Origin of the sequence: Marinobacter alexandrii (assembly GCA_039984955.1) — a bacterium.
Lineage (GTDB): Bacteria > Bacteroidota > Bacteroidia > Cytophagales > Cyclobacteriaceae > Ekhidna.
Genome location: JBDWTN010000007.1, coordinates 2,343,108 through 2,363,597 on the forward strand (window position 1 = coordinate 2,343,108; position 20,490 = coordinate 2,363,597).

Genomic DNA, 20,490 nt, shown 5'->3' on the forward strand with positions numbered 1-20,490 from the left:
CTTAAAATCAATTCACCCAACTGCTGCGCAGAACTTACATGACTAGTTTTAATATTTCTCGTATTTCTTGTTATCATGCTCATTTCATGCTTTCACTTGATCACTTGTCTTTCCAAATCTTCTTTCGCGTCGTTGATACGATACGATTGCTTCATAAAGATCTTTTTTTCTAAAATCGGGCCAAAGTACATCTGTAAAATGTAATTCTGTATAGGCCAGCTGCCAAAGTAGAAAATTACTTATCCTCATTTCTCCGCTAGTTCTAATAAGCAGATCAGGGTCTGGAATATTTGCTGTGGATAAATTGTGATCAATATCCGTGCTCTCTACAATGGATTTACCTTGTTCAATAAGCTTATTCACAGCATTTACGATATCCCACTTTCCTGAATAATTAAGGGCTAGGATAAGTTCCATACCATCATTTTCATTTGTTAAATCACTTGCTTCCTTCAACTTCTTTTGAGCATTAACCGGAAGCCCTGATATATCCCCTATTGCCAAGAGCTTAATTTTATTCTTCTGAAGCGTATGTAATTCATCTTTTATGGTGTTGACTAAAAGAGTCATGAGGCCATCTACTTCGTATTTTGGGCGATCCCAATTTTCAGTAGAGAAAGCATATAGTGTAAGATGTTTTACTCCTAGCTCAGCAGCTCCTTCAGTAGCATCCCTTACTGCTTCAATTGCATTTTGATGCCCAAAAATTCGCTTGACTCCTTGGCGTTGGGCCCATCTCCCATTACCATCCATTATTATGGCGATATGTTCGGGCACTTTTTTAAGCTCTATTTGATTCTTTAGTTCTTCCAACACAATTTTCGAAAAGTCCACAAAAATGAACTTTTTTTTACTTAAAGGGAATGAAAACCAATGATTTAACTTCTCTTAACGTGAAAGAATGGATTGGTTAGGTCGGTATGGGAAAGGACATGGGATATTGAATAGCGTAATACTGAAAGAAAGCCCTGTAAAAAAATACCAATCATCATCTTTAGGATTGCCATATTGATAATCTTTGATTGCTTGATCCCCATCAGAAATACCATCTAGATAATCGAAAAAAGTTTTTCTAGCACCTGCTTCAAACCCAATAGTATATTTTTTTTGGATCAGATATTTAAATCCTACACCTACCGGGAGTACAGGCTGTATTTTTCCAACACCTTCGTCTGCAGGTGCATCACTAAAATTAATGAAACCGATCCCTCCAAATATATATGGAGAATAGTTGACTCTTGAATTTTCGGACTTGAAATCCAAGAAGTGATATTCAAAAACGGAAGAAACTTCTAAGATTGTTGAGTTAAAAGCATGATCACGTTGTATTGCGAAAGCATCTATGGGTGTTTCAGATCCTCTTACTTTTCCAACAGTGAGTGCTAACTTAATGGTTAGTATTTCTGAAAAATTCATCCGATAAAAAGCTGTTCCTGCTAACGAAGAAGTACTGAAACTATACCCTCTTACCAAATCTCCCGAGTAATTCATGGTTCCAAGCCCACCGCCAAACTCCATGAATTGAGCTGAAGAGCTTAAACTTATGATGACAAAGAAGATGGGAATAAGTTTTCGCAAATTTTATCTGTATTTAGCTCGTCTACGTGTTTTTTCGCCTAGAGCGTATGATATTTTTATCTGTGTAACGAAGATCATATCATTATCGTCTGGATTACCTCTTGTAGCTCCATCATATCCTCCACCTATAAATGACGAAGAATAGAAACCATGCTCGGATAAATTGTGAATACCTGCATTAGAAAGATCTCTGGCATCTCCTTGTAAAGAGGTAGGTTCAGCAGATCTATCAGACAGAATTCTAGATAACACCCCGTCATTGCCTTCTAAATCTCTTAAGTCAACGTAGTTACTACTCACATCATCAATGTAATCTGTGAACAAATATCTTAGGCCAAGCTCAAGGCCAGCTGTAAGTTGCGTATTAGGGATTCGTACCTGAGCCCCTACCGCTATAGGTATAGAGAAGGCTATTGATTTGTATGGATCTACAATACCCAAATTTTGTCCTTCCGTTCCCAAAGGCCTTAATTTAACCCATTGACCCGCATTTGGAGCATTAACAGAACCGTCCGGTGAACTTTGATAATCTGAGTCAGGCACTTTCCCTTTAGGTTCATGGTGGAAGATGGATGCACCGACCGATAGGTAAGCATTGAAAGGTAGTCGCTGACGCACACCTCCATAGTTTGGCAATAAAAATACTTGAAGACCTATTCTAAATTCTTTAATATCATTTCTAAAACTGAGATTTCTAGCAAATCTTGGGAAACTATCTTCTGAAGAAGGATCAGAAGTAAAATCGTCACCAAAAACCCTCACCCAATTTATGCCCGCGGTTAATGCAAGAGAATGATGAAACTTGTATCCTCCAAACAAGCCAAATCCTGGACGGGTAAACGAAACATCAGTACTAGCAGCTTTATTTACAGGAGCTAGATCTCCGAAGTAATTACCTGCATTCAGATTTGCTCCAACAAAATAGTATGGTTCGAATCTTCCATACCCACGTATGCCTCCCTTGTAGTGGGATACTCTTTTGTTCGTCTGTCTTCGCTTTTTATATTTATTTCTTCTCTGCGCTTCAGCATTATCTGCTAACCCCAGCATGATTATGGAAAGTGCAATTACAACTAGGTTTCTGAGTTTCATATTTCTCACTCTTTAAAACACAAAAATATGTTTTTGATTGTTCTTCGCTACTGGATTATTCGACAAATCACTTATTATCAATGGATAAAAGTAGATAAACAATGTTTTTTTGAACAAAAAATCACTTTTAACTTAGCATTTCAGCTAAAATGTGACAAATTCAATTCCTCTTATCAAACCCCCAACCAAGCTTATTCCTAATAGTATCTGGAAAATTAATGCCTTCAATACGAATAAGCTTTGCTTGAAAATCAGCTTTTTTGACTACTATATCTACGTCGTTTTCAATTGTTTCGGATCTTGAATCAAGTGATATGAGGAAATTTCTATCTCGGGTTTCAATTTGAAATTTGAGCTCAGAGTGATCTGAAACTATAAGAGGTCTCACATTCAAATTATGAGGACTGACAGGAGTGATGATAAAGTCTTTTGAATCAGGCATCATGAGGGGTCCTCCACAGCTTAAGGAATATCCTGTGGATCCTGTAGGTGTTGATACCATCAAACCATCTGCCCAATAGGTATTTAAATATTGATCATTGATATAACATTTAATCATGATCATGGAAGAAGTATCTTTTCTTAAAATGGCGCATTCGTTTAAGGCATATGTCTTGCCTTGGAAGAGGTCCATATTCGTTTCAAGAGATAGCAATGATCGACTTTCTATTTCATACTCTCCATTAAACAAAAGGTAAAGAGATTCTTTTATGTATTCCTTCGCGATGGATGCCAAAAACCCAAGACGTCCCATGTTAATTCCCAAAATTGGTACTTCTGTATCACCAACCCAAAGCAAAGATTCGAGAAAGGTACCGTCACCACCAAGACTGAAAACTGCATCTAAATCGGATGAGGAGCTATCAATAATGCTTTTAGAGTCATTAATAAGCTCCATATTTCGTGAATGAAATATGGAGGTATATTTGATATCTACATTTTCTTTTTGAAGGCGATCAATAATCTGTATCAAGTATTTCTCTGAATGTGACTCAACAGCTAGTCCATGCAAGACAATCTTTTTCATTTTACTCATGGATCGAGAAATTTCATAAGTAGCCCAAACCGATCCTTTTCATCAAATGAATTATCTTCAGTGTTGAATGATGAAGTGACTTTATAACCGCTTTTTGAAAGCCCCGTTGCTATTTGATTTACATCTTGATGATTGATCCGTAAGACTATCTCTATTAGTGAAGGATCCTCAAAATCAGGTTTGATGTTAGCTCCTAGAACCGTGGAACCATTCATTTCTACAATTCGAGAGATTTCAGAAAGCGAATAATCATTTAAGCTTGTCTGAAGTGTAACTATTGCACCAACTGAGTTAACAATTGCTGTCTTAGCAAATTCCTTTAAAATGTCAGAAATAAGTACGACTCCTTTAAATTCCTCCTGACTCAGGACAGCCACTACCTCCATTTGATGTTCATTCTGAACCTTAAGGATATCATAATAGTGATTTGAAGCTTTGACTACACAGTCTTGACCAATAAGCGGATATTTCCCCACTTCAGGATGCATGATTTCAGAATCATAAAGTAATTCTTCAGATACGAAACCAAGGAGTTTATTGTCATGAACAACTGGAAGTTCTTTGACACGAAACTCATCCATCCACTGTTTTGCTCGAGCAATATCATCGCTGGGCTTTAATGGAGGTATCATATAATTTATAAGCTGTTCTGCAATCATGGGTATAAATTTTAATATCCTAATCTAAATGTTACAAAACGATTAAGAAGGTCATAAATGTGTTGTTCTTCTTTGGCATGTTTTCTAGTGAATCAATCATATCCTTTAAAAAAGGAAGAATATAACTAAGCCATTCGAAGACTGCTGGTGCGATATGTACAATATACGGAAAAAGGATAGTTTCGTCCGCATAGCGGTCAGTTAGATCAAATCCTACTGACTCAAACACCCAGAAGATTACACTGAGTACAAAAGCCCATTTAAGTATTCCTATCACTGCACCTGCAATGTTGTCTAAGGATCCAAAAAGAGTCATATCAATCGCATTCTTTAGAGCTTTTGCTCCTACCTTAATTGCCATACTCAGGAAGATGAAAAGAACGATGAATACAAAAATGGAGGCAATCTCAAAATAATTTGAGCCACCGAATAATTCATTTGACACTGGAATAGTAAGCTCGAGGGCTAGGTACAGTCCTACAAAAAAAGCAATGAAGGAAAATATTTCAACAATAAACCCTCTTCCATAGCCTTTAAATGTGCCAATCCCTAAAAGGATGATTAATACCAGATCGAAAGTGCTCAATGTACTAGCTCAGAAGTTTTTTAGCTAACGAAGAAATCATTTTTCCGTCAGCCTTTCCAGCTAATTTTTTTGTTGCCACTCCCATGACTTTACCCATATCTTGTGGACCGGTCGCTCCAGTCTCAGATATTATCGCTTTTACTTCTGTCTCAACTTCTGCTTCGCTTAGCTGCTTAGGTAGAAAACTTTCAATGACAGTAAGTTCAGATTTTTCCGTTGCTGACAGATCATCTCTTCCTTGTTGTTCGAAAACTTCTATAGAGTCTTTTCTTTGTTTAGCGGCTTTAGTCAACAGTTTTAGTTCAGCATCTTCTGAAAGTTCACCTTCAGAGCCTTTTTCTGTTTCTGCTAAAAGAATTTGAGACTTTATGGCTCTCAACGCTCTAAGACGATCCTTGTCTTTGCTAAGCATTGCCTGCTTTATTTCTGATTCAATGGTAGTTTTTAAACTCATGTTTTCATTGTTTATTTAATGAACAATTTTGCGAAGAAAAACATTCTTGAGATATGACCCAACTAAGTGTAAATATCAATAAGATCGCAACACTAAGAAATGCACGTGGAGGCGATAATCCTAGTGTAGTGCAAGTTGCTAAAGATTGTGAGAGATTTGGTGCACAAGGTATCACGGTTCATCCAAGACCGGATGAACGGCACATTACCAAGCAAGATGTCTATGATCTTAAGGAAGTGGTAACTACTGAATTCAACATAGAAGGATATCCAGACGAACGCTTTATGAAAATAATTGAAGAGGTACGACCAACTCAAGCCACTCTTGTGCCTGATCCGCCAAACGTGCTTACTTCTAATGCCGGATGGGATACCTTGAAAAATGAGAGAATGTTATCTGAGATAATTGATCAACTAAAAAAATGGGGCATAAGAAGCTCTATTTTCATTGAGCCAAATATTTCAATGATGGATGGGGCAAAGCTGTGTGGAACTGATAGGGTAGAGTTATATACTGAAATGTATGCGTCTTCTTTTCTTCAGAGTCATGAGCGCGCCATAAAAGAGTATAAAAATTCTGCTGATCATGCTAACTCAATAGGCCTAGGAGTTAATGCAGGACATGATCTTGATCTTAAGAATATTAGTTTCCTCAAAAGGGAGCTTCCGTATTTGAAAGAAGTATCTATTGGACATGCGCTTGTTTGTGATGCACTTTATTATGGGTTGGAAAATACGATTCAGATGTATATCAGAGAATTAGACAGATAAAATGCTAAACATTTTAGTAAAATGATTAATTTTGATTAATGGAAATTTCTAGCTTGATTTTTTTGATTGCCGGTTTAATCGTTGGTGTACCAATGGGCTGGTTAATATTTCGAGTTAAGAGCTCCTCTCAGGTTCCTGAAAGTGGAGAGTTAAAAATTCAGCTAAAACTTGAGCTGGAGCGTTCCAAAAAACTAACGGAAGAATTACAGCTACTAAATGATAGTCTTAAGCAGGAGCGTGAAGAGATTATTAATTTGAATAATCAAAATTCGACACTAAAAGCAAATTACCAAAATTTGCAGGTTAGGCTGGAAGAACAAAAAGGCGAATTGAGTCAGCTTCAAAGCAAATTCGCAATAGAGTTTAAAAATCTCGCAAACGAAATTTTTGAGGAAAAAAGCAAAAAATTTACTGATCAGAATAAGACAAACCTTCATGAGCTTCTAAGTCCGCTTGGACAAAAATTGACTGATTTTGAAAAGAAAGTTGAGCAAACGAATAAGGAGAGCTTAGAAAGAAGTACCGCTCTTAGAGAACAAATCATAGGCCTGAGAGAGCTAAATGATCGGATGACAAAAGAGGCAGAGAACCTTACTAAGGCACTAAAAGGAGATGTGAAAATGCAGGGTAATTGGGGTGAGGTGATTCTTGAGCGGATACTTGAAAAATCTGGCCTTGAAAAAGATCGTGAATATTTCGTTCAAGAAACGTTGCATTCCGAGGATGGAAAGCGCTTGCGCCCTGATGTGATCATCAAACTACCGGATAACAAGAACCTGGTAGTAGATGCTAAGATGTCGCTTATAGCTTATGAGAAGTACATGAATGCTGAGGATGAAGTTGAAAAAGAACAGTACTTAAAGGATCATATACTTTCAGTAAAGGCTCATGTGAAGGGATTATCAGAGAAAAATTACCACCAATTATTTGATGGCGGATCCCTAGACTATGTCTTAATGTTTGTGCCTATTGAGTCAGCATTTGCTTTGGTTGTGCAGCATGGAGGCGAATTATATAATGAAGCGCACGAAAAAAGTATCATAATCGTAAGTCCGGCCACATTAATTGCCACACTCAGAACTGTGTCCAGCATTTGGAAACATGAGTATCAAAACAGAAACGCTTTGGAAATTGCAAGACAAGGCGGAGCACTGTACGATAAATTCAAAGCCTTTGTGGATGACCTAATAGAAGTAGGAAAATCACTGGATAAATCTAAACAGCAGTACGGTCAAGCGATGAATAAGCTTGTTGAGGGGAAAGATAATCTGATTCGAAAGACTGAGAGGCTTAAAGAACTTGGATCTAAAACTTCCAAATCAATGGATGACAAATTGCTGCACAGAGCTGGAGCAAAAGAGGACGATGATTCACCGAAACTCTTCGAATAATCTGTAATTTTGAGTTCCAAATATTGATACATGGAACTAACCGCGGAAATCAAACTGAAAAATATCATTGTAGTTGGTGATCGAGTGCTAATCAAGCCGGTAAAAGAAACCCAGAAAACGGATAGCGGAATTTACCTTCCTCCAGGAGTTCAGGAAAAAGAAAAGGTCCAAAGTGGCTACATCGTAAAAGCAGGACCCGGTTATCCAATACCTAATGTAGTTGAAGAGGAGGATTGGAAACCTGAGGATGAGAAAGTAAAGTATATTCCTCTGCAGGCAAAGGAAGGAGACTTAGCAATTTTTTTGCAAAAAGGAGCATTTGAAGTGCAATACAATAAAGAAAAATATTTCATTGTAGCACAGTCTTCTATTTTAATGTTAGAGAGAGAAGAAGATTTATTCGACTAAATTTTTCGTAGTTTTTAAGATAATATTCTGTTAATACGTACTTTTAGAAAAGATTAACAAGTGTAGTAAGGATGCGAAACCTGTGCTTTTTACTGATATTTTCAATTCTACTTTCACTATCTGCACATAGTCAGGAAGATTTACCATTTCAAGTTCTAGTGGCAAAAGGCGCTAATATTTATGGTACTCCTGTTGAAGCTTTGCAAATGATAGATGATGTTACCTCTATTGAGGTTGTGGAGGGAGGCTTTCTGAGCTTAGTTCATAAAGGAGGTACTACTTATGAACATACAGAGAAAATATTCACATTTTATTTGAAACCTGAAGAACTAAAAGATAGGAAGGAAAGGCCTAGTTTGAACTTGCTCTACATGGATAGTACTGCTCTTGATCAGACAAAGTTGATTACTGTATTATATCCTCCATTCGATCGATCGGGTTATTTAATTTGGAATGAAGCAGAAGGCTTTGAGGTTTTTTGGCACCTTCATGATGAACCAGTTTTAAATTACATTCTGTCTGTCACTGACAATGCAGGTAATAAAATCCAAGATTTCAGGACGAGATTGCATAAACACTCGCTTAGACCAAAAACATATGGTTTAAGCGATGGAGTCTTTAGTTTGAAAATAAGCAGCACATTTGGAGGGGAAACTGTAGAATCTAAGACTTATACAATTCAACTTAAACCTGCGCAGGTTTATGAAAAAAAAGCAACGGATTTTATTCTTCAAGCTTTGGATCTGGAATTAAGCCCGGAATTGGCTTTGCCCATCTGGCAGGAAGCTATTGGAATGCAGAATGGTGAATTCTATAAGCCACTATTCGAAAAATTTCTGAACCGAAATGCTATTGTTCTTACAGAGGCAGGTCAAGATGTGAAGCAGCTTCTTTCGCAAAATAAGTAAGTATCATGTCAGCTCCAGCCCTTTTGATTGAAAGTAAGGACTCCATCATTGCTCGTTCCCCGTCCAACCATCCTTTTTGTGCTGATGCTTTAATCATAGCGTATTCTCCAGAAACGTTGTAAGCAGCTATTGGAATGTTGAAATTGGATTTTAATCGATGTATTATATCTAAATACGCTAAAGCTGGCTTTACCATAAGAACGTCGGCACCTTCATTGAAATCTAATTGTGCTTCTATTAAGGCCTCATCACTATTCGCAGGATTCATCTGATAGGTTTTCTTATCGCCAAACTTCGGAGCAGAATCAAGTGCATCACGAAAAGGTCCATAAAATGCACTAGCGTACTTGGCGGTATAGCTCATTATTCCAGTGTCAGTAAACCCCTGTTCATCAAGCACATTTCTTAAATAACCAACTCGGAAATCCATCATATCTGATGGTCCAATCATATCCACACCGGTATCAGCTTGAGCAAGTGCCATTTGACCAAGGATATCAAGAGTTTCATCATTCAAGATTTTACCATCCTCAACAATTCCATCATGCCCATCACTGCTGTAAGGATCCATTGCTACATCCGTTACTATAAGAGCTTCAGGAAATTCTTTCTTGATCTTTGTTAGAGTCTTCAGATAAAAGAAATCAGGATCGTAACTCCTGGTAGCAGATTTATCTTTGTATTTTTCATCTACCACTGGGAAGATGTCAAACCCTTTTATGCCTGCTTTTAAGCAGAATTCAATTTCTTTAAGTATTAAATCCTCTGACAGACGAAAAATACCAGGCATGGATGCAATCTCAGATTTTTTATTCTTCCCTTCCAATAAGAATAGTGGGAATATAAAATCATTGGTAGTTAATACGGTCTCTTGTGTCAGATCTCTGATAGCAGCTGATACTCTATTTCTTCTTGGACGCCTCATTGTTGCAAAGATATCTTCAATATTTTCCCATTAGTACCGGCTGCATATCCAATGTTGTCTTTCACACTAACTGCCCAGTAGTTGAGAGTGTCTAATCTGTTCCAATTTTTTCCAAAATCAAGAGTGTAATCCAGTCCTTTTGGGCCACAAGCGAAAGCAAAGGGTTGATCATCAATTTTAGTGATTGCGCTTCCATAAAAAGCACCTACTGTTTGTGGTTGATTTCCTAAAATCCAAGACATTCCCCCATCTTGAGAAAAAGCATTGTTATTTGTGTACTCTGAAGGCTTTAATAAATCACCACCCGTAACAACGCCAATTTCCCCTATGAATGATACAGAGGTATTACCTGCTGCTTCACCGGTTATAAGAGGAGATTCTACTTCTTTCCATGATTGGCCATAATCATTGGTAATAAGAAATCTACAGTTGCCACTTGCTCCTGTTGCTATCCAGGCTTTACCTGCTTCTCCGGTAGTCACACATGTACCACTTGAAGCGAACCCTCCTTCTCCTTTACCGGCCTTTGGCATATATGTCGTATCAGCTCGTGACCAGCTTTGACCTCCATTAATAGTAAGCATGATGTATGGATATGCATCGATTGCATCTCCGTATGCAATCCCTCTCTGACCATCCCAAAAATCTATACAGTCAAGGAAGCCAAGTGAGTCTTTCATGACAAAATTCTCTTTCCACTGATTAGGAGTTTCAAAACTAATTATCCTAGAAAGAGTCCCAGGTCCAGCACTCATGAGGATGACTTTTTTTTCATTGAATGCATGAATATCGCGAAACTGAAGTGTGTCACCAGTTGGATGAATAAAAAGCTCCCAACTCTCTCCACCGTCTAGCGATCGTATAAAAGACCCATTGTGTCCGCTCATCCAAACTGATTGATTATCGATGATGCTAATTGCTTGCAGCAGAGCATCAGTCGGACTGTTTAGGAGTTCAATCTGAGGTTTGATCTCTTTGGAAGAACAGCTCCAGGATAGAATGGTGATAAGAACTAAAGAGATATTTCTCATGCAAGTAATGTTTCTTGTTTCAATGATTTCCCAATAGCGGAAATCCATTTTGCGAATAGTTTTTTCTCTAAGGATAACGCAAACTCCCCATACGATTTCCAATCACCAAAGAACGTATCCATTTGTTGGATCATTTCTTCCAAATGCCCCTGCTCTTCCACCACAATCATCCGTACACTGATCCTACTTCCTTGGCTTTTCAACACTTCTTCATATACGGGATACAGTTCATCAGCTCTTACCTCAATAGCATACGTTACTAATAAGTATGCTGCATATTTCAGTTTACTTCCTGAATAATCAAGATTATTTTTTAAGTAACGACTAATGGACGTGTCCAAAGCGTGCAAGTATTGAGTGCTTTGAATGGGTGCTAGCAATTCGTCTGATTGATATGTTTTGCAACCATCATATCCTGTTTTTTTGATCTGACTTTTAAGATAGTAGGCGTGTCTAGCCTCTTCTGCTGCATGTTTAAGTACAATTTCATCAACCAACTGATCATGTTCGGAGGCCGAAATTTTTCTAGCTCCCGTGTTTTCCATCATGGATAGTGAGTTTAGCCATTTAGCATGAAGCTCTGAGTTGGGTACTATTTGTTCAATTAGTTTTTGAAAGTCCATTTATATCGTGTTGAAATTCAAAGCTACTCAGGCACGTGAAATACATGAAATTAGAATAGGTCTAATTAATATTTAATTCATTCTTTATCATGTGCTGTAGGTCAAGATTGCTTTGAATAAATTTCCTAAGTACCATTAATGTTTGGCTATTATTATCCTTTCCTCCCACTAATTCTCTTTCTAGATCCAAGTAGAACTCATTGGTTCGAGCACTTGGAGTTGCACTTGTCAACCACGCAAATTCTGTAATGTGCTTTCTGGCAAACGGAACCAAAAATCTGTGAAACTGATTTTCTACATCTAGTAAGCCTGATTGAACTCTGTTTTGTTCATATTCATAATACCTGCTAATCGCGTTCTTAAGTATATTATCAGAGATGGTAATTGATGAAGATTTTAGCGTTTCATAGGCATTGTCAATAGGGTGATATTTATAAAAATTAATGAATAAAGCTAGATTAAGTGATAATGTCTCATCATCTAATTCTGGAAGCTTGGATTCAAGTAATACACCAATACTTTCGACTGATTTCTTTAGTTGATTTTCAGCTTGGACAATATTTACTTCATCTTCTTTTAAATTATCAAATATCTCTGAAAGAATTTTTACCTCTTCATTCCTAGCTTTTCGATTTTCATTCCAGTTATTTAAACCAAATGCTCCAACTATACCGACAGTTATAACGATAATTTCCAGTAGGAATTCTGGCCATTTGTCAGAAAGTGTTAATAGGATGCGTTTCATTCCTTATACCTCCAACTTGTTAAATCAGCACCTTTTGGTGCGCTTTCTTGAATACGTTTTATAATCTTGTCTACATACATAGTGTTATACCTCAGCCGAGAGATGTGGTTAGGGTTATCTTGATCACCATTCCAGCAGTGCTCCGCTCGGTCTCCATAATCTACTTCACCTTCATAATAGGGATTGCTCGTACTTTCCAGAAACTCCTCCATCAAGTAGACAGCATTATTGAGATAATAGTTATCCATATCGCCACAATAAATGTTGATCTTTCCCTGAAGTTTAGGGCCGAGTTTATCCCAGTCTCTTTCCAAAATGTATCTTAGGTCGTAGTTTTCTCTCCAGTATTCAGCTACTTCTTTATTAATCTTGCCAGTCAGTCTATCCCATACGCGTGCGGGATATCCATCATCACCTTGAGGAGAATAGGTTGCTTCCCAAATATCGAGCTGCTGTCCGGAGCGTGATTTATCACCTAGTGCGAGTTCTTTGTAGCTGAAATCCTTTACGGATGAATTGACCATTCCTAGATAGTCTCTATGTGCGGGAATAGGCAGCTCTTTGTGCTCACTTGCATAGTAGTATGCATTGTCATATTCATAAAGATTTATTGAACAGTAAGCTCTGAAATCAATGGGATCAGGACATGCAGCAAAGCATCCATTGTATTCGTCAGGATACATGACTTGTGCTGCTAAAGCTTCCCAGCCTCCCGTAGATCCGCCATATAGGAAGCGAGCCCAACCTTCCCCTATTCCTTGAAATTGTTTTTCAATATATGGAATCAATTCGTATGTAATAGCGTCACCATAAGGTCCCTGACTTGCTGAATTAACGGCATAGGAGTCATCATAATAGGGTGTAGGATGTTGAATTTTGATAATAATGAAACGAGGGAAATCATCGCTTATCCACTGCAGATATTGATTGTAGGCCTCCTGTTGTTGAATAATGTTATATCCCGGGATATCAAATCTGGCTGAATAATCTGGCTTAAGGTTTGGATCGGGAGGGGTAGTTCTAAAACCACCAAAATCAGAAGGATAATGACCATGAAAAACCATTAAAGGGTAGTTAGCTTCAGGGTGGTTTTCAAACCCTTTTGGTAAAAGTACATGAGCACCTAAGTAGGTGTCTCGACCCCAAAAATCACTAAGTAGATCACTTTTCACCTTGATGTGCTTAATCCAATCGGTATCTTTTGGCTCCTCAATGGGTGGGATGATCTGATCCATTACAATCGAAAAATTGGCTGATTGCCCTTCCGCAATGGTTATTTTTATTGGTGTACTGTACAGATTCCCTGGAGAGCGATTCCATTGCTGTCCTTCTCCATTATCCATGGGCAACTTCACGGTATGGCCAGTGGATAAATTGAAAGTTTCATACGTGTGGAGTAGTGCTTGTGCCCAGTAATCTCCCGACTTTAGATCGTCTAAACTTTGGATAGGATATCCAAAGTGTTCCCCATCGAATAGAATGGTTTGATCAGGATCCATTCCTTCTACGTTTTGTCCATAAACTAGCTGAGAGGAAGGGCCATCGTTTATTTGAAAGCGAGGCTCTTTTGAGTCATCAGTTGATAAAAGTAGAAGCAAACGTCCATCTCTTGGCTCATTAGATACATCAGAGTTTAATGAAACATTGAAGGTAATTTGGGGATCAGATGGTTCGCAACCGAAGCAGCATAGGATTACCATTAGAGTGATATAAATTTTCATAAGCGAGGCTCTTTTAATGCTTAATTTAATTATATCTGGCTATTCGTTTTTTACTAATTCATTACAAATCGAATGATGATTGAACAATCTCAAGAATTTTAAGGTTATTAGGCTTGAATTAATGAACCTAATTAAAACAATTATGAAAAATTTATTTGTCTTCGCAGTAGTTTGTCTAATGGCAATCGGTACATCTGCACAAGATTTTCCAAAATCGGATGCAAGTCCAATGGATGCTGCTTATTTTCCATCCAGAGCAGCTTTTAGAGGCTTTGAAAAAACGGACGAGGCTAAGAAAGCAAACGAACCAAAAATTCGTGTTATCTATTCAAGACCTCAGAAAAAAGAGCGTGACATTTTTGGAGGATTACAAAAGTATGGAGAGGTATGGAGAGTAGGTGCTAACGAAGCAACAGAGATCACTTTTTTTGCAGATGCTAAGATTGGAGATGCGAAAGTAAAAGCGGGTAGATATACTATCTATGCTATCCCTCAGGAAAGTGAGTGGGAAGTTCACTTCAGCAGCGATAATGATCGTTGGGGTCAGTATGCATACAAACCTGAAGAAAGTTTAGTAACTAAAATAACTGTACCTACCGCGAAAACGCCTTCAACTGTAGAGTCACTTGCAATAATGTTTGAAGCTGTAGATGGTGGAGCTCATATGATCATAGGGTGGGATGATACGATGGTACGTGTGCCTATTATGATGTAAAGTTTCGAAAAGATTTAAAAATGGGCTTCTCAAAAAGAGAGGCCTTTTTTGTTTCTTACTTCCAAGAGATTTTCACTTCAAATACCTCGTCTCCATTAGCTATTGATTTTGGTATTTGCATGGATAAATCTTTGCATCCGCAAATTTCCAATGCTTTTTCCACCCATCCGGCAATTCGATATTCAAGATGCTCGCTTTGAGTTGGGAGCTTCGTAAAATGTACTAGCATAGATTTGTCAGTACTGTCTACAACTTCCACTTCCGTTGGATCGTAAAATGTTGCCAAAATTCTTGAAGCTCTTCTGATTAGAAATACTGGAGTACTAACAACAACAAAAACTTTATAAATACCAGTAAGACTAACTTCAGCGCTATACCTGCCAGATTTCCAGGCTCCCTCTTTGGACGAGGTATAAAACATTTCACACATGATCTTTGTAGGCTCCAAAATGCCTTCATCAATGGAATACCAACTAGAGCTACCATTTTTTTGCATAAGCTTTTGTGAAGCTGTTGGTAGTGCGTCTATCCATTTATTATAGTCTTTGGAATGGATATTTTTTACGTAAGCATTGATGTTACTGATGATAGATCCTCTTACTTTCATGACTAGGCGCGGTGTTTAGGTTAGGTTAACGTGAAATAGAAAAGTTGCTACTCTAGCGACCTTTAAAAATATGATAAAATAAGAATTTATTCAGCTTCCGGAGAAGTAAGAGTAACTAGTTTTTTTCAACTCGAATTGGATCTACTCTAAACAAATACCTACCCTATATTTACTTATGCAAAAACTCACCTATTGCCTTTTATCACTTTTGTTATTTATTGGGTGTACATCGGATAAAGAATCGAGGTTGTCCTCTTTTAATGTATTCTGTGAAATGGTCGCTGGCGAAGCAAAGCCCCTTGCTCTATCTGAACCTATGACAAGTAGGGAGCTTGATAAATACTGGCAAGATTTTGAGAAAATCGCCGCAAAATTTCAAGTGAGAATCTATCGTGAGAAGGACTTTCCGGTAACTCCATTATTTCCTCCTGATGTTACTCAGGGTAAAGAAGTTGTTATTATCTACAGAGCAAATAGGCTAGTTCAATATGATCAATTAAAAGCTGACCTTAACAAAACTGTTCCGTTAATGGCTGCAAGAAGATTGGGTCGTTTATTGGGTTACAGTCCTCAAGGAATAAACGGCCTCTTGATGAAAAATTCTGAGTACCGAACATTCAATAGTTACGGAGTTACTGATCAGGTGACGCACGTATATTATGAAAATATAGCGGGTGCAAATACCTTCTACAGCGATATTATAGGGTTGAAAGAATTAGATACTGATTTATACAAAATCAGTGATGGAGCCTTTTTAAAATTGCATTCTTTTGATGATAAACACCCAAAGAATCAACCTAAGTCCACAGCTATTGCATTCCTGACGGATCAATTGCCTGAGTGGTATACTTATATAAAACAGAGTGGAGCCCCCATCAAATACACGTATAAGCCTAAAGAAGATGGGCCACATGACGGATTTGTTGCTATTGACCCTGGAGGGTATTTGTTAGAGTTTGAAGAGTTTAAACAACATCCTGAAAATGAGCTTTTCATGGCGATATTAGAAAATACACCTAGAGTTGAAACCAGAGTGGAGTCACTTAATTTTCACGGATCTATTACCTGGACTTACCACAATGATCTTCTGAAAATGCAAAAATTCTATGAGGAAGACTTAGGCTTTACAATGGTGGCAGATCAAGGATGGACTAAAATTTATCAAACGACTTCAAGTGCATTTATTGGATTGGTTGATGAGCGAAGGGGGATGATGGATTATGCAGATAATAAAGCAGTTGAAATTGAATGGAAATTGGATAATCGCACTGGTGCTATTACCTATTTCTCAGGGCAAGAAAGCTGGCAATCTGAAGAAGATATGATGATGGGTCCAGAAAATTACCGATACTTAATTCGTTAGCTTAAAACATAGCATTATCTATCAAATGGGAATCTTTCAAACAAAAAAAACCGGGACGAACCCGGGTTTTTGTTCATTAAAATAAGATTTAATTCCCACCTTCTGGCTGAATGAGAAATGGCGCTTTACCATCTGTAATGATCACACGTGACCCTGGTGAGCTTGCCAACTCTTTAAATGCTTGTATACTTTGCCATTGAATAATCTCAGGACTGATGCCTTCCTGCAAGATTTTTTGTGCGTCACGGATACCTTCTGCTTCCAGCATCCTACGCTGTGCTTCCAGACGTTCTTTTTGAAGAACAAATTCCATTCGTTGCGCTTCTTGTTCAGCCTCAAGTTTATCCTCTACTGCCATATATAGTCCTGGAGGTAGTTGAATAGTTTTCAACAGCACAGCTTCAATTTCGAATCCACGTTTGGATAGCAGACTTTGCATCCTCGTTTTTATTTCATCTTCTATTTCAGCTCGCTTAATCGTGTGCATATCCTTCGCGAAAAAACGCGAACAAACATCAGCAGAAGCTGACCTAAACACACTCTTAATCACTACTTCTTCATAGTTCGTGCCAATATTCTCAATGACATTGGCAGCTTCCTCTTTCCTTATATGATAAAGTATTGAAATAATCGACTGGACATTAAGTCCCTCTTTTGACGGAAGGTTACTTTGAATTTCGACATTCACTGTTCTAATGGGCAACTTTATTACTGTAGAGGTAAAGGGATTAAATACTCTAGCCCCTGCTTCCATTGTTGTAGGATTTAGTTTTCCCAATTTTCGTTTTACCCCAACTTCTCCTTGACGTATAACGGCACAAGATGAAACTAATACAATTAGTGTAAGGCTTACTAAGCCATTTTTTAAAATTTTCATGATAAACTCAATTTAGATTAGACATTTATTTGAGAAAGATTGCCTAGAGTAGGTATCTTCAATCTAAATGTGCGAGTCGAGGTAACTGATTGTATAGATGTAGTCCACATTGAAATTGCCATTTACAGGATGTTCAATGAGGCGAATTGTTGAATAAAATGAAATTCTTGATGATGTTCTTTTTTGCCTGTTCTGCTTTAAGGCAATGGATCGCATGAAGGCCTGCGAATGGTAAATACTGTGCAGCGCTTCTTCTGATTTTTCCGTCTTCTCCGTTTTTTCGGAGGTTTCTTCCATTAAAACAAAACTCCCCGTATACACCAATGTGATGATGAGGATGACTTGAGCTATTTTGGAAAGAGCGGATTTAATCAAATTAGTAAGCATTTGATTTGTATTAAACAATAACCAAACCAAGAATCTGTCTCATTCACATGTTTTTTAAAATACAAGTGAGTGATGCTTAAATCAAATATCTTCAAGAACTTTATAAAGAATATGATTTACCTGAATAATGCTGGTACTTCCTGGCCTAAACCAAATAACGTAACGGAAGCGATTGAAGAATTTAATCGAAGTGATCCTGATCAGTGGATGGAGATCTTCGAGGAGGGCATCCAAACAGTGACTTCCTTTTTTGGAATTGCTGATCCAAGCAGATTTCTATTTACGCAGAGTTGTACGCAGAGTCTGGCAACTGCTTTCACGGATTTCCCATGGGAAGCAGGAGATCAACTGATTATAAGCGAGATGGAACATCATGCGCTATCCAGATGGTATTACAAACTACAAACTGAAAGGGGAGTTGAGGGTATCATCATTCCACGAGCAGCAGCGGGCCCTCTTGATTTAGAAAAACTAGAGAAGGAGCTTAAGAAAGGAGCTAAGATGGTAGCTATATCTATGGCTAGTAATGTAACTGGTGAGATTCTACCTTATGAGGAGGTTGTTAGACTATCGAAAGCATATGGAGCTGTTTGTTTATTGGATGGTGCTCAAGTAGCTGGTATTATCCCAATCAATATCTCTGAATTAGATCCAGATATTTTTGTGTTTGCGGGTCATAAAGGCCCACTTGGTCCACAAGGAATAGGTGGATTGTATATCTCAGATCCTGTATCTATGGTTTGCCCTAGTGCAGCATGTGAAGTCACTCCTGGACAGAATAAGAACACCATTTTCCCTACGTACTGTGACATAGGATCTGCTCCAATGATGACTATTGCCGGATTGACTGCAGGAATTAAATGGCTGGAAGCGAAAGGCTGGGATGCTCTCTTAGATCATCAAAAAACCTTAGTAGAGAAAATGCGATCTGGACTTAGTGACATAGAAGGGGTAGAAATAGTAGGAAGCTCAAGCTACGGAAGATATACAGGTGCTGTTTCAATCAAGAGTCTTACCAAGCCACTCGAAGAAATCAAAAGACAACTTTGGGACAATTACCAAATCAAAGGTAGTATGGGTTTTCAATGTGCACCACTAGCACATGAAGCATTGGGAACAAGTGAAACCGGAACTTTACGTTTTAGTGTTGGTCCAATGAATACAGAAGAGGATGTGGAGGTGTTTATAAGTGGGTTGGATGATATCCTAGCATCTTAGTCAATGAATACGAATATTTGCTATTTAACCTGCTTCAACCCCTCCAATACAAATGGCATAAGCTCAGATACGGTAGGATGTACTAAGACAACATCACGATACTTTTTACAGGGTATATGACTATGCATAATGGCAGCAAACATATTGATGATTTCGTCACCGCCCGGACCCAGGATGGCAGCTCCTAAAATCAAGTCTGTGTCTGCATCCACTATCAATTTAGCCAGACCTTTGGTTTCGCCCATTTCTTTAGCTCTGGATATTTCAGCCATGGGCTTAGTAGCCTTCATAATCGAATGACCGTTCTCAAGGGCTTCTTTTTCTGTCATGCCTACTCTACCGAGAGGAGGGTCTGTGAATAGTCCATAGATTGGAATTCGATCCGATATTTTTCTGACGCCTCCGTTCAGGTGATCGAGTACAATTTCTGCATCATTAACAGCTGTATGCGTAAATGCTCCGTGCCCATTTACATCCCCAACTGCAAATACATCAGATTCAGTTGTTTGACACTTGCCATCAACTTGTATAAAACCTCTTTTGTCAACCTCTATTTTAGTAGCACCTAAATTCAGTTTGTCGCTATTCGGTTTTCTTCCCACTGCGATTAATAAATGTGAGCCATCTATCTGTTTTTGCTGACTGTTTTTTTCGATAGTCAGACTGATTCCTGTGGATGTTTTTTCTACTTTTTTAGCTGATGCATTAAGCTCAATAGCAACTCCTTCTTCAGAAAGAAATTCATGGATGGGCTTAGCAATATCCTCATCCTCTTGAGGCATAATTTGACCACCTCGTTGAATCACAGTCACTTTGGAGCCAAATCTTCTGAATACTTGGGAAAACTCGATTCCAATGTATCCACCACCGACAATGATCAAATGCTGGGGAAGTTCATTTAGCTCAAGAAGGCGTTCGCTATCCAGCCATAGGATATCTTCCAAACCCTCGATAGGTGGGGCGGTAGGTCGTGTGCCTACGTTTAAATAGATTTTTTTTCCTTGAACTAATTCATCATTCACCTTCAATGTATGTGAGCTTTCAAATGCCGCCCATCCTCGAATAAGGTCTACATTTTCAGTTGATTCAATCCAGTTTGTGAGACCATCACTACTTTTATTCCTCACCTCATTCATGCGATCTATGATCCGAGACCAATCAATGGAAATATCTCCAGTTTCAAAACCAAAAAAACTACCTCTTCTGGCTTGATGAAGAGCCTTTGCGGAGGCTATCATTGTTTTGGTAGGTGTACATCCGTAGTTAACACAACTCCCTCCTACTTTGTGTCCTTCTATAACGGCAATGGAATCCCCAGAGGGGATTAGTTTTCCTAACAAAGTACCTGTGGCTTGTCCGGTACCTACTATGATATGATCGTATGTTTTACTCATGC

The 20,490-nt window shown here is 38.2% G+C and carries 23 protein-coding genes; 7 read left to right on the forward strand and 16 right to left on the reverse strand.

The window, feature by feature from the left end:
* Positions 1–84 precede the first annotated feature (84 nt).
* From ABJQ32_16790 to ABJQ32_16820, 7 genes are all read right to left on the reverse strand, one after another.
* On the reverse strand, positions 85–834 hold the full coding sequence (locus tag ABJQ32_16790; protein MEP5291315.1) for an isoprenyl transferase: 750 nt from the start codon (positions 832–834) through the stop codon (positions 85–87).
* A gap of 54 nt (positions 835–888) precedes the next feature.
* Positions 889–1,578, reverse strand: a complete 690-nt coding sequence (locus ABJQ32_16795; protein MEP5291316.1) for a DUF6089 family protein — start codon at positions 1,576–1,578, stop codon at positions 889–891.
* A 3-nt stretch (positions 1,579–1,581) separates the two neighbouring features.
* Complete coding sequence (locus ABJQ32_16800) at positions 1,582–2,670, reverse strand: hypothetical protein (protein MEP5291317.1); 1,089 nt, start codon at positions 2,668–2,670, stop codon at positions 1,582–1,584.
* A gap of 160 nt (positions 2,671–2,830) precedes the next feature.
* A complete protein-coding gene (locus tag ABJQ32_16805) occupies positions 2,831–3,697 on the reverse strand; it encodes an NAD kinase (GenBank protein MEP5291318.1) in 867 nt (288 codons plus the stop codon).
* A 5-nt stretch (positions 3,698–3,702) separates the two neighbouring features.
* The gene (locus ABJQ32_16810) at positions 3,703–4,365 is read right to left on the reverse strand and encodes a CBS domain-containing protein (protein ID MEP5291319.1); all 663 of its coding nucleotides are present in this window, start codon (positions 4,363–4,365) and stop codon (positions 3,703–3,705) included.
* 31 nt (positions 4,366–4,396) lie between these two features.
* Positions 4,397–4,951: a CvpA family protein gene (locus ABJQ32_16815; protein ID MEP5291320.1), complete on the reverse strand. Its 555-nt coding sequence runs from the start codon at positions 4,949–4,951 to the stop codon at positions 4,397–4,399.
* Between the two features lie 4 nt (positions 4,952–4,955).
* On the reverse strand, positions 4,956–5,405 hold the full coding sequence (locus tag ABJQ32_16820) for a GatB/YqeY domain-containing protein (GenBank protein MEP5291321.1): 450 nt from the start codon (positions 5,403–5,405) through the stop codon (positions 4,956–4,958).
* Positions 5,406–5,458: 53 nt separating this feature from the next.
* On the opposite strand from ABJQ32_16820, the gene ABJQ32_16825 reads away from it, so the two are divergent.
* The 4 genes from ABJQ32_16825 to ABJQ32_16840 all read left to right on the forward strand — a co-directional run bounded on the left by ABJQ32_16825 (position 5,459) and on the right by ABJQ32_16840 (position 8,882).
* The gene (locus tag ABJQ32_16825) at positions 5,459–6,175 is read left to right on the forward strand and encodes a pyridoxine 5'-phosphate synthase (protein MEP5291322.1); all 717 of its coding nucleotides are present in this window, start codon (positions 5,459–5,461) and stop codon (positions 6,173–6,175) included.
* 38 nt (positions 6,176–6,213) lie between these two features.
* On the forward strand, positions 6,214–7,566 hold the full coding sequence (rmuC, locus tag ABJQ32_16830) for a DNA recombination protein RmuC (protein ID MEP5291323.1): 1,353 nt from the start codon (positions 6,214–6,216) through the stop codon (positions 7,564–7,566).
* A gap of 30 nt (positions 7,567–7,596) precedes the next feature.
* Positions 7,597–7,974: a co-chaperone GroES family protein gene (locus ABJQ32_16835; protein ID MEP5291324.1), complete on the forward strand. Its 378-nt coding sequence runs from the start codon at positions 7,597–7,599 to the stop codon at positions 7,972–7,974.
* A 71-nt stretch (positions 7,975–8,045) separates the two neighbouring features.
* Positions 8,046–8,882 carry a hypothetical protein gene (locus ABJQ32_16840; protein MEP5291325.1) on the forward strand — a complete coding sequence of 279 codons (837 nt, stop codon included), beginning with the start codon at positions 8,046–8,048 and terminating at the stop codon, positions 8,880–8,882.
* Here the strand turns inward: ABJQ32_16840 and hemB are convergent.
* From hemB to ABJQ32_16865, 5 genes are all read right to left on the reverse strand, one after another.
* Positions 8,833–9,807: a porphobilinogen synthase gene (hemB, locus tag ABJQ32_16845; GenBank protein ID MEP5291326.1), complete on the reverse strand. Its 975-nt coding sequence runs from the start codon at positions 9,805–9,807 to the stop codon at positions 8,833–8,835. The genes ABJQ32_16840 and hemB overlap by 50 nt on opposite strands.
* Positions 9,804–10,838, reverse strand: coding sequence for a hypothetical protein (locus tag ABJQ32_16850; protein MEP5291327.1), 1,035 nt, complete (start codon positions 10,836–10,838; stop codon positions 9,804–9,806). Before ABJQ32_16850 ends, hemB begins: the two co-directional genes overlap by 4 nt.
* On the reverse strand, positions 10,835–11,461 hold the full coding sequence (locus tag ABJQ32_16855; GenBank protein MEP5291328.1) for a hypothetical protein: 627 nt from the start codon (positions 11,459–11,461) through the stop codon (positions 10,835–10,837). Before ABJQ32_16855 ends, ABJQ32_16850 begins: the two co-directional genes overlap by 4 nt.
* 61 nt (positions 11,462–11,522) lie before the next feature.
* Positions 11,523–12,206: a DUF6090 family protein gene (locus tag ABJQ32_16860; protein MEP5291329.1), complete on the reverse strand. Its 684-nt coding sequence runs from the start codon at positions 12,204–12,206 to the stop codon at positions 11,523–11,525.
* A complete protein-coding gene (locus ABJQ32_16865; protein MEP5291330.1) occupies positions 12,203–13,927 on the reverse strand; it encodes an alpha/beta hydrolase-fold protein in 1,725 nt (574 codons plus the stop codon). Before ABJQ32_16865 ends, ABJQ32_16860 begins: the two co-directional genes overlap by 4 nt.
* A gap of 142 nt (positions 13,928–14,069) precedes the next feature.
* Here ABJQ32_16865 and ABJQ32_16870 point away from each other — a divergent pair, with 142 nt between their 5' ends.
* Positions 14,070–14,642 carry a DUF2911 domain-containing protein gene (locus ABJQ32_16870; protein ID MEP5291331.1) on the forward strand — a complete coding sequence of 191 codons (573 nt, stop codon included), beginning with the start codon at positions 14,070–14,072 and terminating at the stop codon, positions 14,640–14,642.
* A gap of 55 nt (positions 14,643–14,697) precedes the next feature.
* Here ABJQ32_16870 and ABJQ32_16875 read toward each other — a convergent pair whose 3' ends face one another.
* Positions 14,698–15,249: a hypothetical protein gene (locus tag ABJQ32_16875; GenBank protein ID MEP5291332.1), complete on the reverse strand. Its 552-nt coding sequence runs from the start codon at positions 15,247–15,249 to the stop codon at positions 14,698–14,700.
* 175 nt (positions 15,250–15,424) lie between these two features.
* Here ABJQ32_16875 and ABJQ32_16880 point away from each other — a divergent pair, with 175 nt between their 5' ends.
* The gene (locus ABJQ32_16880) at positions 15,425–16,612 is read left to right on the forward strand and encodes a hypothetical protein (GenBank protein MEP5291333.1); all 1,188 of its coding nucleotides are present in this window, start codon (positions 15,425–15,427) and stop codon (positions 16,610–16,612) included.
* Between the two features lie 88 nt (positions 16,613–16,700).
* Here the strand turns inward: ABJQ32_16880 and ABJQ32_16885 are convergent, their stop codons facing one another.
* Together ABJQ32_16885 and ABJQ32_16890 are read right to left on the reverse strand one after the other, a co-directional pair.
* Entirely contained in the window at positions 16,701–17,489 is a 789-nt protein-coding gene (locus ABJQ32_16885; GenBank protein ID MEP5291334.1) for a prohibitin family protein, read from the reverse strand.
* A gap of 63 nt (positions 17,490–17,552) precedes the next feature.
* The gene (locus ABJQ32_16890; protein ID MEP5291335.1) at positions 17,553–17,876 is read right to left on the reverse strand and encodes a hypothetical protein; all 324 of its coding nucleotides are present in this window, start codon (positions 17,874–17,876) and stop codon (positions 17,553–17,555) included.
* Positions 17,877–17,948: 72 nt separating this feature from the next.
* Here ABJQ32_16890 and ABJQ32_16895 point away from each other — a divergent pair, with 72 nt between their 5' ends.
* On the forward strand, positions 17,949–19,094 hold the full coding sequence (locus ABJQ32_16895) for an aminotransferase class V-fold PLP-dependent enzyme (protein ID MEP5291336.1): 1,146 nt from the start codon (positions 17,949–17,951) through the stop codon (positions 19,092–19,094).
* 20 nt (positions 19,095–19,114) lie between these two features.
* Here ABJQ32_16895 and ABJQ32_16900 read toward each other — a convergent pair whose 3' ends face one another.
* Positions 19,115–20,488 (reverse strand): mercuric reductase, encoded by a 1,374-nt coding sequence (locus ABJQ32_16900; GenBank protein ID MEP5291337.1) that lies wholly within the window; start codon positions 20,486–20,488, stop codon positions 19,115–19,117.
* Positions 20,489–20,490: the final 2 nt, after the last annotated feature.